Below are 13814 nucleotides of genomic sequence, written 5' to 3' on the forward strand. Positions count from 1 at the left end.
CCCTTTAATCCTCCAAAATGACGAGGACGTCCCCTTCATTTACGAAATCTCCTGTTTGAACCTTTACTTCTTTTACTTTACCTGTAAAAGTGGATTCAATCGGTATTTCCATCTTCATGGATTCAAGCATTAATAAATCCTGCCCGGTATTGACAGAGGCACCCGATTCTACTAACACATTCAGTACAGTACCCGCCATGCTTGCTGTAACTTCTTTCATATTCAATCATCCTTTATCCGACTATTTTTGATTGCTGTAAATAGGAAGTATTGTATTGACCTGATTTAAATACGTCATCTTTTACAATTTTTGAAAAAAGCGGCACATTAGATTTGACTCCCTCAATCCTAACGTTTTCAAATACCTCCGAGGCTTTTTCCAAAGCCTTATCCCGGTTTTCTCCATACACGACAGCTTTGGCAATCAGCGGGTCATAAAAAGGAGTGATTTGATTCCCTTCTTCGTATGTGCGGTCAAGCACAAAATCTGCATGTTCAGGATATGTAAACGCATTCAGTTTTCCAGGAGAAGGGATAAACCTCACTGGGTCTTCAGCATAAATCCGGAACTCCAAAGCGTGGCCGAGCTTTCGGATTTCTGACTGGCTCAGCGGCAGCACCTCCCCATCAGCTGCCAGTATCTGCCACTTCACAAGGTCAAGACCGGTGATCATTTCAGTTACACGGTGCTCCACCTGAAGGCGGGTATTCATTTCGAGAAAGTAAAACTGCTCCTTCTCATCCATGATAAACTCAACGGTTCCTGCATTTCTGTATCCAACGTGAAGGGCTGCTTTGACCGCTGCCCCGCAAATGTTCCTGCGCGTTTCTTCTGAAATGCTCGGAGAGGGCGCTTCCTCTATAACCTTTTGATTCCGCCGCTGAACGGAGCACTCCCGTTCAAATAAATGAACCGCATGTCCATGATCATCCCCAAAAATCTGCACCTCAATGTGACGGGACTCTGAAATATATTTTTCAAGAAAAACTTCATCATTTCCGAAATAAGCTTTCGCTCTTGTTTTAGCGGAGACAAAAACCTTTTCTAAATCTTCCCGGCTCTCAAGGAGCTGCATCCCGATGCCTCCGCCACCTCCGCTCGCCTTCAACATAACAGGGTATCCAATCCGCTCAGCTATTACAGCCGCCTCATCCACTGTCCCAATCGCGAATCCGCTCCCTGGAACGACCGGTATTCCAGCCTCCTGCATCGTTTTTCTAGCTGTCACCTTGTCTCCCATTTTTTCAATTACTGAAGAAGGCGGACCGATAAATACAAGACCTCTCTGCTCCGTTTTCTTAACAAACTCACTATTCTCTGATAGAAAGCCATATCCTGGATGTATAGCGTCAGCCCCTTCTCTAACAGCAAGGTCCAATATGTCATCTGCGAGCAAATAGGACTTCGCAACTGGCGCTTCTCCTATGCGGAATGAATAATCTGCGGCTTTTACATAAGGAAGGTCCTGATCCGCATCCGAGTAAATGGCAATGGTTTCAATCTGCATTTTTTGGCACGTTTCAATAATTCTTGAAGCAATTTCCCCCCTGTTGGCAATCAAGATTTTTTTCACTATCTCCACCCCCTGCATTAATGGCTTAGTAAGGCCGGCACTGAATATCCAGCCAGTGTCCAGAGCATTCAGATCCTGCCCTGTATAAAAAAGCACATCTTCAATAATATGTTTCTACAATATAATGAAAACTCCTTTAAAAATTTGAAAGCGTTTTCGTTTCATTTTGAAATCCTTTGCTCCCATGCTATAATAAGAGTAGTCGGTAAATTTAAAATTTTGCTGCTTTTCATCTGCATCAAGGGGGAAAAAACATGCATAAGGTGGAACGCCTTCTCATTAACTACAAAACACTTGAAGAATTTAAAAGGTTTAAAGAATACGGACTTCAGGAGCTTTCCATGCTCGAGGAACTGGAAGGAAACATGATTGAAAATGACAGCGATTCTCCTTTTTACGGAATCTACTTTGGAGAAAAACTAGTTGCAAGGATGAGCTTGTACAAAGTGGATAAAAAATTCGACCAGTACTTTACTCCACAGCAAGACTACCTTGAGCTTTGGAAGCTTGAAGTTCTGCCTGACTATCAGCGGGCGGGATACGGCCAATCCCTGGTAGAGTTTGCGAAATCCTTTAAGCTTCCAATAAAAACGAACCCAAGAGTTAAGTCAGCCGACTTTTGGAGCAAGATGGACTTTGAGGCAGTTAAGTATGATATGGACCGTGATAAGGGAGAAAATCCGCTGCTCTGGTCACCGGACTCCTCTCATCATTCCTCAGAATCAGCCTAAAGAGAAAAGGACCGCGCCCATTCAGCGGTCCTTTTTTGATCTTCTCGCATCCATTATTTTAGAATCAGGTACAGCGGCCTGCATCAGGCGGAGGGGCGCCAAGCTCCACCCTTTTCTAAATGACGGCTGCCCTCCGCTCTTTAAGACGTTACTTTTCAATACGCTCAAGGTTTCCGTTCCGGTCCATTTGAAACTTTACTTTGCGGTTCCTTTCGTCCTCATGCGACAGAGCCATCTTCCTTGCTCGATCCATAATTTCAATCAAAGAATGATAGTCTTCTTCCACAAGCTCGAGCTGACTTTGCAGCAGCTGCTTTTCTTTCTCAAGCTCTTCCACTCTGCTGCGTAATTGATTCATTTCAGCGGAAAGCTCCTCGTTTTTCTCTTTTAAATCAACAATATTGCCTGATTCGTCATAAGCTTCCAGAAACTTTACTACTTCTTTTATGGTAAGATTGCTTTTCTCGGCAGGAGACCTGAAAATCTCTGTTTTACTCTCTTCAGGCACAGGCTCTATCTTTACCCTCGCCTCCTTGCGCTGTTTCTTGGCTAAATCGATCCCTGACTTATATTGCTTTCTTACGTGTGAATTCCAGCGGAAACCGCACGCAGCTGCTGTCCTTGTTAAATGTCTGCCCACTTCCTCAAAAGCAGCGAGCTGCGTTCCACCATCCCGGATTTGACGAAGCACAACCTCTGCAAGCAGCAAATCCTCATCCCTGGTCCACGCATCCTGTCTTGTAGCTGTCATCCCAATCCCTCCCACCATGTTTTTACTAATCATATGCTACTGGTAGAATTGATAGACTATGTACAAAAACAAAAGCGGATGGTGTCTGCTTCAGAGATGACCGGAGAGAATCGATTGACTCCTTCCTATAGAATGATGCCGAAAGGCTGGTATCCATAAAGTTCAGCCGGTTTCCTGCTGCTGACCCAATATGTATTCCGGATAGCGTAATGCGTTCTCCTGATCATGCATCCAGTTAGGATTTCTTGAAAAACCGGTCTACTGCCAGATGGTGCTCTTCTTTCTCCCATAATCGAGCACACCCTTTTATCTCCTTTTCCATCCTCTCCCATAGTAAGCTTTGCATGAGCTTATTCACTGAAATCCCTTTATAGGCACGTCCGACAGCCGGATTATCCGGAAGAGACTGCTGAATGATTTTCATCCCCTCTTCCCTGTACTTTGACGCCGGAACGATATGATTAATCCATCCGCCTGCTTTACATTCTTCAGCACTATATATCCGCGACGAACAAAGCACTTCCAATGCGGCAGCTGACGGAACTCTTTCCATTAATAGTGATGCTCCTCCCCAGCCGGTTGTAATGGATAAGGTTCCTTGAATAAAGCCCATTTTTACTCCAGCCTTTGCAATCCTGGTATCCGCAGCCATGGCCAGCTCACAGCCTCCCCCAACAGATGAACCATTAATCAGAGCGAAAACGGGAGCCGGAAAAACCGCAAACCGGTACAGTATTTCCCCCATGCGATGAAGCATCCCATAGGCGTCCCTCTCTGTTTTTAAGCCGTGGAAGGCAGAAAGATCACCTCCCGAGCAAAAGGCATCCTCTCCATCTCCGGTAAGGACCAGTGCACGTATGTCCTCCCTGTGCTCATACTGATGTAAAAACATCTCCAGCTCAGTCATTACATCAAAATCGACAGCGTTCCTTTTTTCAGGACGATTCAGCCTGATTTCAACGATTCCATTTCCCGCTTCTGTAATTATCACCTTTTCTCCCATATCCCATCACCCCGTTTTTCAGATGAAACCATTATATCACGGTGATTTGAAGGGGCTTTCATTAAGGTGCGATTTTTTTCGATGCCCAATCCCCGGCACAAACCACAAAAAACCCGCTAAGAAGCAGCAGCTTCCAGCGGGTTTTTTACGAATCTTATTTTTCTACAACTTCTTTTCCTTTGTATGATCCACAAGCTTTACATACACGGTGAGACATTTTCATTTCACCGCAGTTAGGGCATGTTACCATACCAGGCACTTGCAATTTGAAGTGTGTACGACGCAATCTTTTTCTTGTTTTAGAAGTTCTTCTAAAAGGTACAGCCATTCTTCCCACCTCCTTAAAGAGTGTTAAACTTACATGTTCTGGATGAAGACGGTATTTATCCGATCATCTGATTAAAGCTAAAATTCAGCCTTTAGCTTTCGTTATTGTTATCGAAGAATTTGGCCAGGCCGGCCATTCTCGGATCCACTTTATTTTTGTTTTCCTCTTCGGACACGACTTTCCAGTCTTTGCCCTCCTGAGGAGCGGCTCCTTCTTCGTTAACGCTGTCGCTGAAGACCTGCATTGGAATTTCGAGAAGAATCAGTTCTTTAATTGCTGGAATTAAATCGACTTCATCGCTGTCCAGCGTGTGAATTTCTCCTTCAGCTTCCTCATCATAGTCTGTCGGTTTCAATAGGTATACTTCAGTTGTCTCAATATGAAAAGGAAATGGGACATCGACAAGCGTTCTGGCACATGGAAGTGTCAGGACTCCTGTGATTGTCATCTGAAATGCAGCTTGATCCGATTGGATGGCCGCTCTGCCCGTAATATGGACAGGTGAAATGTCTCTCACTTCCTGATGCTCTTCAATCAGCTCAGTGAGATTGATCACTTCATTCAGTTCCAATCCTTTGCTTTGATATTGATATAACTGGTTGATTAACCATTTCATAACGTATCACCTCAAGGCAACAAAGGTAATTATAGCTTTCACTATTCCATTTGTCAATATTTTTTCTTTACACTATAATATAGTCATTCCGGCAGTCTTTCCATACATCAGCGGCACAATAACTAGCATTATAACATAACTTTGCCTGCCGTTGTTTAAAGATGGCCAAGCTGTATATATCTTAACATGGTTGATCCGCAAAACAAAATAAAGGAGCCAATTTCAGTGAATATATTAGGGCTGATTGTTGAATACAACCCATTTCATCATGGACATCTTTATCATATGCAGAAATCGGTTAAAGCCGCTGAAGCCGATTTGACAATAGCTGTCATGAGCGGGAACTTTCTGCAAAGGGGTGAGCCTGCCCTTTTGCCGAAGTGGGAGCGGGCCAGAATGGCACTGGAGGCGGGTGCAGACCTTGTCATTGAACTGCCTTATGCTTTTGCCTCACAAAAAGCAAGTACGTTTGCTAACGGAGCGGTTTCTATTTTGGATTCTCTTAAAGCCAATCATCTATGCTTCGGAAGCGAGGATGGAGAAATTGAACCGTTTCTGCTTACGGTCAGTGCGATTACGGAAAATGAAGATCAATACAGTTCACACATAAAAGAATTTATTAAACAGGGCTTAAGCTATCCAAAAGCGCTTTCTCTTTCCTTCAGTAAAATTAAGGACCACTCGGGACCTCTCGCTGATCTCACTAAACCAAATAATATTTTAGGGTTTCAATATGTGTCTTCAATTGCAGAACAGCAAAGCGGGATGAAGGCTCTTACAATTAAGCGCACATCCGCTCAATACCATGATCAGGATCTTCCCGAGGGCAAGGTAGCCAGTGCGACATCACTCAGAAACGCTATATTCAGCGGACCTCATGGTTTAAAGGAGATCAGAGGTTTTGTTCCGGATTATACGTTCAATATTTTAACGCAGCGAGTCAAAGAAGGGTTTCCATTCATGAACTGGGAGCGGTTTTTCCCATATTTGCAATATACGGTCCTGACGATGGAACCAAGCGAGCTTGCAGAAATTTATGAAGTAGAGGAAGGGCTGGAGAACCGCCTGGCAGCTTCAATCAAAGAGGCCTCAACTTTTAAGGAGTTTATGGAAAAGCTAAAAACAAAGCGGTATACGTGGACAAGGCTGCAGAGAATGTGTGTTCATTTGCTGACAAGGACCACTAAAGAAAAAATGCACAGAGCAATAAATAATGAGCGGAGCCCTTACATACGTGTGCTTGGCATGAACGAGTCCGGACAGCGCTACCTTGGCAGTGTCAAGAAGACCCTCTCTGTGCCTCTCATTTCGAATGTGAATGCCTTCAATCATCCTGCATTGGAGCTGGATATTAAAGCATCTGCTGTTTATGCAATGGGCTTTCCACAATCCATGCGTGCCCAGCTGCTCAAAACAGAATACTCCACACCTCCGATTCGATTGCAGCAACAAAAACCATAGGAACAGCCGCCTGACAACACAGGCGGCTGCTGTTTATTTTTCCTTTAATTTTCCCAAATAAGCAACGGCATCACTAAATTGATCAACAGGGATAATTTTCATTTTCGTGTCTATGTCTTTTGCTGTTTTGACCGCTTCATTATAATTGGAATTGGATCTTCCATTTTCATTGGGCGCAAAGAAAATTTCTGCTCCGGATTTGTCAGCTGCTACGATTTTCTGGGAGATCCCTCCGATCGGGCCGACTTCTCCGGTTTCAGCTATCGTGCCTGTTCCTGCAATGGTATATCCTTTTGTAAAATCCTCTTCTGTAAGCTGGTCATAAATCTCCAGGCTCATCATTAACCCTGCAGAAGGTCCGCCGATGTCTTCTGTGTTTAGCTTAATATCCGGATTGACTGTTACTTCTCTGTCGGTCATCAAGGTTATTCCGATCCCTGCTTTCGCTCCACTATTGAGTGCATCGGGAAACTTGGCGATTGGTATGCTTGCCGTCTTTTTCCTGCCATCCCGCTCAAAGGTGATGTTCACCTGGTCGCCCGCATTTTTTTTGCTTACATATGCTGTGAACTCCTCTGCGCTCTTCAATTTTCTCCCGTCTGCTTCAAACACCCGATCCCCGGCCTTTAAAGCATCTGCAGCGGGCATGCCTTTAATCAATGAATTGACGTATACTCCGTTAAAATCGCTTTTCACTTCTTTTCCCGCTTCTTCATAGGCAAGGATCAAAGCCGATTCCTGCGATCCTTCCATAAGCTTCAGCTGGCGGTTCAAGTATTCTTCATCCGATTCATCGGGTGCTTTCACCTGACCGATTGGCACAATTTCCGCATAGCGGTCAAATTGCGCAAATACATAGCCTAGTATACTGGCCCTCCCTATACTGACGGTTGTCAGCGAAAAGCTTCCTGCTGAGTCGTAACCGCCGTCCACGTTAATGATTGGCTCCAGCTCTGAAGCGCTGCCGGGCTTTGTTATGTAGTAGGGCAGCTTTATATAGGAAATGGCCATGGCAATCAGGATGCCGATGACAAAAGCGCGGATGGCCCCTTTTCGTCTATTCTTCATTACGCGACTCCTTCCAATTGTCAATCAAAGAACGGATGGCTTCCAGGTTACTCCTGGCTTCTGCTTCCCCGCTCATCATAATCTCCTGTATGTTTGTAAAAGATCTTGAACTGAATTTGGCTACCTTTGGGCGGAGCATGATATCAGAAGCCAAAGCGCGGTGATGGACGAGTTCGTCCTGCATGATATCGAGGCTTTGCATAATCACATCAAATATGGAAGTGATGGATTCCTGTTTTTTGACAACGGACACATCTACGGAAATGACAATGTCTGCACCCATTTCCCTTGCAACCGAAACCGGAACACGGTCCACAACTCCTCCATCGACAAGCATCCTGCCGTTGACTGTCTCCGGAACAAAAATCCCGGGAATGGCTATGCTCGCGCGAACAGCTTCAGCGACAGGTCCCTTCTTAAAGACCACTTTTTCTCCCGTGCATAAATCCGTTGCCACAATCGCTAAAGGAATATTCAAATCTTCTATATTATTGCCTTTTGTGAAGGCACGTATCAAACCCTTTATCTTTTCCCCTGCAATAAACCCCATTTTAGGAATGGTCACATCCAAATAATAGCTGCGTTTAAAAGCGGCTGCAATTTGATAAAGGCTTTTGATCTCCAAGCCTGCTGCATAAAAACTGCCGACCAGCGCCCCCATGCTGCTCCCGGCAATCATGTGAATGGGAATCCCCTCATCTGTCAGTACTTTTATTACCCCAAGATGAGCAAAGCCTCTGGCTCCACCTGATCCGAGCGCTAATCCAATTTTAGGTTCCATCCACTTGGCCCTCCTCCTGATAATTCAAGGCTCTTAGTGAATCTTATGGTCTAAAAAGGACCGCTATTCTCGTATATTAAGGTATTAGAAGCTGTACATGCCTGACAACCATTTTATCATTACACAGTTCTTAATGTATAGAACTAGAGCGGGGGTAAACTGTTGAGCCGGGAAAAATGGAACACGCTTATTATTGCTTTGGTCATGATGGCTCTCACTGCATCCATCATTTTACACCCAAAAGCGTCATTGGAAGCGTCGCAGGCAGGTCTTGATGTGTGGTGGAGGATCGTTTTTCCTTCCCTGCTCCCTTTTTTCATTGTATCAGAGCTTTTAATCGGTTTTGGAATCGTGCGCTTTGCAGGTGTGCTGCTTGAGCCAGTTATGAGGCCTCTTTTTCGCGTTCCCGGGGCAGGCGGTTTTGTATGGGCAATGGGAATCGCTTCCGGTTTTCCTGCGGGTGCGAAGCTCACTTCCCTGCTGAGAAAAGAAAAACAGCTGACAGCAATTGAAGCAGAAAGGCTCGTTTCATTTACGAATTGTTCAAACCCCCTCTTCATTTTCGCTGCCGTTTCGGTTGGTTTTTTTAAAAATCCTGCTCTCGGCCTTCTGCTTGCTGCAGCCCATTACTTATCCAATGTATGTGTTGGAGTGATGATGAGGTTTCATGGGAACAGCAGAGAAGAGCGGGCGCTCTCGAGAAGCAGGGTTCTTCCTTTTCCGTCTTTGTCAGAAGCGTTCGCTGCATTGCACAAGACGAGATTAAAAAACAAGAAACCAATAGGAAAAATGCTGGGTGATGCGGTGCTCGGTTCTGTACAAACCCTATTGGTCATAGGCGGCTTTATCATTTTATTTTCTGTGCTGAACAAAATTCTCAGCATTACGGGCTTCATCGGAATTCTTTCCTCCGGTATGGCACAGCTGTTCAGTCTGTTCTCCCTGCCTGTATCACTGACGCAGCCTTTGCTTGCCGGTGTTTTTGAAATTACTCATGGCAGCATGCAGGCAAGCAATGCAGAGGCCGGCCTTTTGTTTCAGGCCATTATTGCAAGCTTCATTCTTGCCTTCAGCGGTCTTTCTGTACAAGCGCAAGTGGCAAGCATCCTTGCTGAAACGGACATCCGATTCCTCCCCTTCTTTTTTGCACGAATCATGCAGGGATTCATTGCCGCGTTCCTTACATGGCTGCTATGGAAGCCTCTTTACTTAAACAGGGGGGGCGTAACAGAAACATATGGCACTGGAGGAAGGCCAAACGGTTTTGAAGAGTATGATTGGCTATTGGGTTCCGGGCCGGCTATTACACTTTTTTTTCTCTTTTTGTATATTATTCTCTATTGGCGGAGGACAGCCGCCGCCTATTAACAGTAAGAAAGGCAGAGATCCGGTCTCTGCCTTTTCCATTACTTGAATTTTTCAATTAAAGCCTTTTCAACCGGAGAAGGCACCAAATCCGAAATATCCCCTTTGTACTTGGCCACTTCCTTTACAATGCTCGAACTAAGGAAGGAATATTGATTGTTTGTCATCATAAAAAAGGTCTCTATCGTGTCATCAAGCACGCGGTTCATAGATGTAATCTGCATTTCGTATTCAAAGTCCGATACCGCTCTAAGCCCTCTTAATATTGCATTGGCATTTTTGCTTCGCGCATAATCAATTAAAAGCCCCTTAAACGATTCAACGGTTACGTTTGGCATATCCTTTGTCACTTCCTCTAACAAAGCACATCTTTCTTCTACATTAAAAAGCGGATTCTTTGAAGAGTTATTCAGAACACAGATATACACTGTATCAAATACTTTCGCTCCCCGTCTGATGATATCTAAGTGTCCAAGAGTAACCGGATCGAAACTTCCTGGACATACTGCTACACTCGCCATTACGATTCCCCCATTCTCCCATCGCCGCTATGCTGATAAATACTGACAGCCGCTGCACCGTACGTTTCATACTTCGCCAGGCTCAAGTTTCCTATTTCCTCCGGCAAAGCAATTTCAGTACCGTGTTCAGCTATTAAAAAACCTTCTGATGCCAGGAGCTGCTTTTCGCTTATTTGATTTATAAGCGCTTTCAATTTTTGTTGCTTATACGGTGGATCTAAAAAGATCAGCTTAAACTGAAGTTCTCGTTTGATGATTGCTTTGAGCGCCCTTTCAGCATCGTTGCGGTAAACTTCAGCCTGATCCTGAAGCCGGCATGCTTCCAGGTTATTATGTATCGTTTGAATCGCTTTTGCCTCCCGGTCGACAAAAATGCAGCTTGCCACTCCCCTGCTTAGTGCTTCAATTCCGAGGCCGCCGCTGCCTCCAAAAAGATCCAGGGCAGAACCCCCATCAAAATAGGGTCCAATCATATTGAAGATGGCTTCTTTCACTTTATCCGTTGTCGGTCTGGTCGACATGCCCGGAACTGCCTTCAAAGGCCTTCCCTTTAAAGAACCTGATACTACTCTCATTACTCATTCACCACTGCTTTACAAATTTCCTGTTTTTTTGCAAAGTCATCGTACCATAAAATACAGAACGAGAAAAGATGCACACGTTCCAGGAATAAAAAAAGCCCTGCAGCAAATGCCGCAGGGTCCCTCTAAACCGAAAGGCTAGAAGGAAAAGGGAGAGGAGAAACCGGAGGAAGAACTTATGGGGAAACGTAAGTCTTCTCCGCGGTTGGCAACAGCATCATGAACGAGATGCTGTCTACAGCTAGTATGGCCCCTCTGCTGAATTCTATACATTTATTTCCTCCATGGCACTTCTTTGCGTTTCATGCTAAGTTTGTAGGAGAAAATCATACAAGTAAGGGAGATCATTTTATGATTCAGCGTTTTATTGAACTGGGAGAAGGATATTCGGATTTGTACGAATTGCTCGAGATCATTAAGCACCAGGAAGAAAGAATCATTTCTTTCATCCTTCTTCATACAGAATGGAAAGGCAAAAAATCAGTCTCTGCAGGAGTCATCATGTCCCCTGCTGACCCGGGAGATTTTCTCCCGATTTATTTTTGCAGGGAAGGCATTGCTGACCCCCGTGAAAAGGAAACCAAAAGGCATCAGCTCTTTCGGGAAGCAGCTGAAAAAACGGGAAAGCCGATTAATCAGTTCGATGTGAAGCCTTCAGCACTTTTCCATGAGAACGTTTTATATTATCAGTATTTAACGGGGATTCTCAGGTTGAATCACATTCTTCCACCGTTAAAATAGCAGCTGTTTCTCTATTAAGGCTTGCTAGAGGAATCTGCAAGAGCAAAAATAAAAACGCAATCCTCCAATCAGGATTGCGTTTGATCATTATAAGCCCATTTTATAATCGTATTCTTTTGCCTTATCCTGTTTTTTCTCAAACTCCAATTTCAGAAAAGGTTTGTAAGAAGGTTCAACATGCTTTACAAAAGAATAAGAAGAGATTTTCTCTGTTAATGCCTCATTCTGCTCCATATCACAATACAGAACAACATATTTCAGCCTTCTGGAGATATAGTGCACATTTCCAAAGCGCCGGAGCATTTTCACTTGTTTTAATGAGTGCATCCAAACGATAAGGCCTTGTCTTTTTCCATCCATATTTATCTCACCCTTTTTCACATGTCGTAGAAAAGTTTATCAGAGTTTACACTCATTAACAATACGCTTCTTGAAGGAGGATTAATATGAAGGCCGACCTGGACCTCATTTGGGATCATTTTATGGAAAAATTATTTAATCATCCACCGTTCTATTCTGTGAAGAGGCAATTGATTGCCGGCACGCCCTTCCTTTATATTGAAACGGTCCCCGGTACAAGCGAAGCTGAAGTCAGAAAAACAATCTTTCTCTTTTCAAAAAAAGCGATGCTCCATAAAAAAGTAACGTCCGAGACTATTTTTGTCCGTAATGAAGAAAATCTTTATGTGTACAGACACCGTTTTTATGTTCCGCTTGAAAAGATGTTTTGCTGCGGAAATCTTTGCTCGGATTGTATTCTCCTAAAATAGAACGGCCTCTCCCAGCTTTAATTTCAAGAGCTTAAAAAGAAATCTCTATACAAACAAAAGACGGAGTCACCTCCGCCTATAACTCATGATACTTTGCAGCCGCAGCCGCCGCCGGAACCGCAGCCGCCTCCGCAAGCAGAAAGACTGTCAAAGAACGGGTTGCCCGTCGGCACTTTCACGTGTTCTGAAACAGCACTCCCCAGCTGAACACTTATTTCATCGAGCAGGGTTTGAAGCGCTGTTTCCGCTCTTCTGAATGCTGCAACTTTCTCATTTAAATCCAATTCCCTTTTGACCTCCCTCATCTCACGGGAAATCTGTTTATAGTCAGGATGATATTTTCCAAAACGCTGGACATCCTCATGTATATCTTTAACTTTTACAAACCTGCTTACAATTTCCTGTGCAGGCTGATCGTTCTTAAGATCGTTCAGGCAAGCGCGGTAGGTCTCGGCCAGCTCGGACTGAAGAATCATATCACTAATCTGGTCAGCCTGATCCAGAATTTGCACACTTTCCATTGTTGCATAAACCAATGACAGCACCTCCACTGCCATTCTACCATGAAAAAGGGCTGAATAGAAATGCTGCTGAAAAAACATCAATCCACTTTTACAGTCCAGCTATAAGGGCTGTGAACGGTTTCAGGCTCATTATGAGCTGATACTTCCAAAGATATTTCATGATACCCCTTTTTAAGTCCGTGTATGGAGAAAGCAGGAGTAAAGTACTTCTGTGCATTTTTTCCGTCTACGGTAACCGTGATAAACAGCTCCCCTTTTGAAAGATCCTTCTTTTGTCCGAAATTGCCGTTAGGGAAAAAACATTCCACAAACACAGTATTTCCCTTGACAAAGTGATGAACCGAGTAGCTTCCTTTTTTCAGTTCCTGAGCGCTGGCCGCCGGCGTCCCAGTTATCCCGCTTATTCCTTCAGGTCTCGGCTTATCATTCGTACACCCGGCAGCAAAAAGAACGATTAGAAGAAAAAGAATCGTTCTGACCATTTGTCCACCCCCTTTTTCCGATAGGGTTTGCTATAATGCTGCAAATCATGTAGAGAAGAACAAATGCGCAAGCTGTTTAGTCAAAGCCACTCTTAGTCTTCAGTCCTCAACCCTCGCGGCAGACCTTCTTTACAGTCAATTTAAAAAGGAGAGGCACAGCTTTTGTGGAGAAGTCAAAATTGGATGATAGTATAAATTTTTGGTCGATGTATATGTAATCCGGTCGATATAACTAAATTTCGGCCGATATATCTGCATCTCGGTCGATATTATTAAATTTCGGCCGATATATCTGAATCTCGGTCGATATAATTAAATTTCGGCCGATATTTCCGAATCTCGGTCGATATAGTTAAACTTTGACCGATATATCAGAATCTCGGTCGATATCGGTTGAGCCCCCTAATTTTGGACACGCTCTTCCGAATTCTAATCTTTTCTCCGTTTTTCAAAGAACGATTTTTCTGGGTTTTACTTCCCCTTTTTTATATTTCTGAAAATAGACGGCTGGAGGCCA

General features: G+C 44.1%; 18 protein-coding genes. 5 read left to right on the forward strand and 13 right to left on the reverse strand.

Annotated features, from left to right (window positions below; genetic code table 11):
• Positions 1 to 4: 4 nt before the first annotated feature.
• Both ACQCVE_RS04280 and ACQCVE_RS04285 read right to left on the reverse strand, forming a co-directional pair.
• Positions 5 to 220, reverse strand: coding sequence for an acetyl-CoA carboxylase biotin carboxyl carrier protein subunit (locus tag ACQCVE_RS04280; RefSeq protein WP_426844564.1), 216 nt, complete (start codon positions 218 to 220; stop codon positions 5 to 7).
• Positions 221 to 233: 13 nt separating this feature from the next.
• Positions 234 to 1574, reverse strand: a complete 1341-nt coding sequence (locus ACQCVE_RS04285) for an acetyl-CoA carboxylase biotin carboxylase subunit (RefSeq protein WP_426861738.1) — start codon at positions 1572 to 1574, stop codon at positions 234 to 236.
• A 254-nt stretch (positions 1575 to 1828) separates the two neighbouring features.
• On the opposite strand from ACQCVE_RS04285, the gene ACQCVE_RS04290 reads away from it, so the two are divergent.
• Positions 1829 to 2305 carry an N-acetyltransferase gene (locus ACQCVE_RS04290; protein WP_426861739.1) on the forward strand — a complete coding sequence of 159 codons (477 nt, stop codon included), beginning with the start codon at positions 1829 to 1831 and terminating at the stop codon, positions 2303 to 2305.
• Positions 2306 to 2453: 148 nt separating this feature from the next.
• Here the strand turns inward: ACQCVE_RS04290 and ACQCVE_RS04295 are convergent, their stop codons facing one another.
• The 4 genes from ACQCVE_RS04295 to ACQCVE_RS04310 all read right to left on the reverse strand — a co-directional run bounded on the left by ACQCVE_RS04295 (position 2454) and on the right by ACQCVE_RS04310 (position 5003).
• Positions 2454 to 3056 (reverse strand): RsfA family transcriptional regulator, encoded by a 603-nt coding sequence (locus ACQCVE_RS04295; RefSeq protein ID WP_426844567.1) that lies wholly within the window; start codon positions 3054 to 3056, stop codon positions 2454 to 2456.
• 235 nt (positions 3057 to 3291) lie between these two features.
• Positions 3292 to 4059, reverse strand: coding sequence for an enoyl-CoA hydratase/isomerase family protein (locus ACQCVE_RS04300; protein WP_426861741.1), 768 nt, complete (start codon positions 4057 to 4059; stop codon positions 3292 to 3294).
• Between the two features lie 154 nt (positions 4060 to 4213).
• Entirely contained in the window at positions 4214 to 4387 is a 174-nt protein-coding gene (gene rpmF / locus ACQCVE_RS04305; protein WP_426844569.1) for a 50S ribosomal protein L32, read from the reverse strand.
• 91 nt (positions 4388 to 4478) lie between these two features.
• The gene (locus tag ACQCVE_RS04310; protein ID WP_426844570.1) at positions 4479 to 5003 is read right to left on the reverse strand and encodes a YceD family protein; all 525 of its coding nucleotides are present in this window, start codon (positions 5001 to 5003) and stop codon (positions 4479 to 4481) included.
• Positions 5004 to 5228: 225 nt separating this feature from the next.
• Here ACQCVE_RS04310 and ACQCVE_RS04315 point away from each other — a divergent pair, with 225 nt between their 5' ends.
• Positions 5229 to 6464, forward strand: coding sequence for a nucleotidyltransferase (locus tag ACQCVE_RS04315; RefSeq protein ID WP_426861743.1), 1236 nt, complete (start codon positions 5229 to 5231; stop codon positions 6462 to 6464).
• A 33-nt stretch (positions 6465 to 6497) separates the two neighbouring features.
• Here ACQCVE_RS04315 and ACQCVE_RS04320 read toward each other — a convergent pair whose 3' ends face one another.
• Together ACQCVE_RS04320 and ACQCVE_RS04325 are read right to left on the reverse strand one after the other, a co-directional pair.
• Positions 6498 to 7532: a SepM family pheromone-processing serine protease gene (locus tag ACQCVE_RS04320; RefSeq protein WP_426844572.1), complete on the reverse strand. Its 1035-nt coding sequence runs from the start codon at positions 7530 to 7532 to the stop codon at positions 6498 to 6500.
• On the reverse strand, positions 7522 to 8313 hold the full coding sequence (locus ACQCVE_RS04325) for a patatin-like phospholipase family protein (RefSeq protein ID WP_426844573.1): 792 nt from the start codon (positions 8311 to 8313) through the stop codon (positions 7522 to 7524). The genes ACQCVE_RS04320 and ACQCVE_RS04325 overlap by 11 nt, the downstream gene beginning before the upstream one ends.
• 162 nt (positions 8314 to 8475) lie before the next feature.
• Here ACQCVE_RS04325 and ylbJ point away from each other — a divergent pair, with 162 nt between their 5' ends.
• On the forward strand, positions 8476 to 9681 hold the full coding sequence (ylbJ, locus tag ACQCVE_RS04330; protein ID WP_426844574.1) for a sporulation integral membrane protein YlbJ: 1206 nt from the start codon (positions 8476 to 8478) through the stop codon (positions 9679 to 9681).
• 38 nt (positions 9682 to 9719) lie between these two features.
• On the opposite strand, the gene coaD is transcribed toward ylbJ, so the two are convergent.
• A complete protein-coding gene (coaD, locus tag ACQCVE_RS04335; RefSeq protein ID WP_426844575.1) occupies positions 9720 to 10199 on the reverse strand; it encodes a pantetheine-phosphate adenylyltransferase in 480 nt (159 codons plus the stop codon).
• Positions 10199 to 10774 (reverse strand): 16S rRNA (guanine(966)-N(2))-methyltransferase RsmD, encoded by a 576-nt coding sequence (gene rsmD, locus ACQCVE_RS04340; protein WP_426844576.1) that lies wholly within the window; start codon positions 10772 to 10774, stop codon positions 10199 to 10201. Before rsmD ends, coaD begins: the two co-directional genes overlap by 1 nt.
• Positions 10775 to 11131: 357 nt before the next feature.
• Here rsmD and ACQCVE_RS04345 point away from each other — a divergent pair, with 357 nt between their 5' ends.
• Positions 11132 to 11521, forward strand: a complete 390-nt coding sequence (locus ACQCVE_RS04345) for a DUF7147 family protein (RefSeq protein WP_426844577.1) — start codon at positions 11132 to 11134, stop codon at positions 11519 to 11521.
• An 87-nt stretch (positions 11522 to 11608) separates the two neighbouring features.
• Here ACQCVE_RS04345 and ACQCVE_RS04350 read toward each other — a convergent pair whose 3' ends face one another.
• Positions 11609 to 11881, reverse strand: coding sequence for a YlbG family protein (locus ACQCVE_RS04350; RefSeq protein WP_426844578.1), 273 nt, complete (start codon positions 11879 to 11881; stop codon positions 11609 to 11611).
• 86 nt (positions 11882 to 11967) lie between these two features.
• Here ACQCVE_RS04350 and ACQCVE_RS04355 point away from each other — a divergent pair, with 86 nt between their 5' ends.
• Positions 11968 to 12291 (forward strand): hypothetical protein, encoded by a 324-nt coding sequence (locus ACQCVE_RS04355; protein ID WP_426844579.1) that lies wholly within the window; start codon positions 11968 to 11970, stop codon positions 12289 to 12291.
• 83 nt (positions 12292 to 12374) lie between these two features.
• On the opposite strand, the gene ACQCVE_RS04360 is transcribed toward ACQCVE_RS04355, so the two are convergent.
• Positions 12375 to 12848 carry a YlbF family regulator gene (locus ACQCVE_RS04360; RefSeq protein WP_426844598.1) on the reverse strand — a complete coding sequence of 158 codons (474 nt, stop codon included), beginning with the start codon at positions 12846 to 12848 and terminating at the stop codon, positions 12375 to 12377.
• A gap of 44 nt (positions 12849 to 12892) precedes the next feature.
• Positions 12893 to 13297, reverse strand: coding sequence for a hypothetical protein (locus ACQCVE_RS04365; RefSeq protein WP_426861745.1), 405 nt, complete (start codon positions 13295 to 13297; stop codon positions 12893 to 12895).
• Between the last annotated feature and the right edge of the window lie 517 nt (positions 13298 to 13814).

The sequence above is a fragment of the Metabacillus sp. 113a genome, from assembly GCF_050107635.1.
Taxonomy (GTDB): Bacteria; Bacillota; Bacilli; order Bacillales; family Bacillaceae; genus Metabacillus_B.